General features: G+C 44.4%; 2 protein-coding genes. Both read left to right on the top strand.

Features of this window, described 5'->3' with window-relative positions:
• Window positions 1-179: GlyGly-CTERM sorting domain-containing protein (locus tag R7Q47_RS25175; RefSeq protein ID WP_318090052.1), on the top strand; the 179-nt coding region annotated here is incomplete at its 5' end.
• Between the two features lie 177 nt (window positions 180-356).
• Window positions 357-944 carry an aminodeoxychorismate/anthranilate synthase component II gene (locus tag R7Q47_RS25180; protein ID WP_005458124.1) on the top strand — a complete coding sequence of 196 codons (588 nt, stop codon included), beginning with the start codon at window positions 357-359 and terminating at the stop codon, window positions 942-944.
• The last annotated feature ends 291 nt before the right edge of the window (window positions 945-1,235 follow it).

Below are 1,235 nucleotides of genomic sequence, written 5' to 3' on the forward strand. Positions count from 1 at the left end.
TGGAAGAGAAAGTGACAGACTCGACTGGCAACGTCGTTAAGTTTAGCTCTGCTCGTGCAGTCTCTATGACTCAACCTGAAACGGGCACCACAGATTCGAAAGACTCTGATGGTGGTTCGTTTGGGTTGGGTGCACTGCTAGCAATGCTTGGACTTGGTTTGTTCCGCCGCCGCCGTTAAGCCACTCCTTTCCTAAAAACATAGCTGTAAAACTCAAAGGCCAGCCGATGCTGGCCTTTTTATTGCGCAAAGACTTGCCTTTCTAATTGGGTGTTGCAAAATACCGCCCTCAATTGTGGTAAACCAGACAATTGATCCTTAAGCCTTGCCAAAACGGATTGGAGCAGCCGACACGCTATGTTGTTGATCATCGATAACTACGATTCTTTCACTTATAACCTTTACCAATACTTTTGCGAGCTTGGCGCTCAGGTAAAGGTCGTGCGCAATGACGAAATCGACATTCAAGGTATCGAAGCCCTCAATCCAACCCATTTGGTGATTTCCCCTGGGCCTTGTACGCCAAACGAAGCGGGTATTTCCCTGCAAGCGATAGAGCATTTCGCCGGTAAGCTTCCTATTTTAGGGGTGTGCCTTGGCCATCAAGCCATTGCGCAAGTGTTCGGTGGTGAAGTTGTGCGTGCGAGACAAGTCATGCATGGTAAAACATCGCCTATCCGCCATACGGGTCGCAGTGTGTTTAAAAATCTAAATAACCCACTTACGGTAACCCGTTACCACTCTCTCGTGGTGAAAAACGGCACGTTACCCGATGTGTTTGAATTGACCGCTTGGACGGAACTGCCTGATGGAAGCATGGACGAAATTATGGGATATCAGCACAAAACCCTGCCTATTGATGCTGTGCAGTTTCATCCAGAATCAATCAAAACTGAGCAAGGACATGAGCTGTTAGCCAACTTTCTTGCACGCAGAGCGATCTGATCTCGATCACTTTTCTTAACAAATTGTTCATCTTTTTGACGGTGTAAGTGGAATGCAAAACTATGCGTTTCATGGTTGATGGTCTGCTTATGCACGCCATTTTGACTCGTCTAACCCCTGTATTACATAACTTTTATAAAAATTCACTTCTCTATTTTACTTTCTTGATGCATAAATACTCATAAGTAGTGATTAATGGCAGTTGCGCAGCAATACGAAAAGAATAAATCACTATTGAAATGGTTAATTAAATGTAAATACAATGCCGCAATAGCTTAAATGCAAAACATT

This window comes from Vibrio sp. Vb0349 (assembly GCF_033338975.1).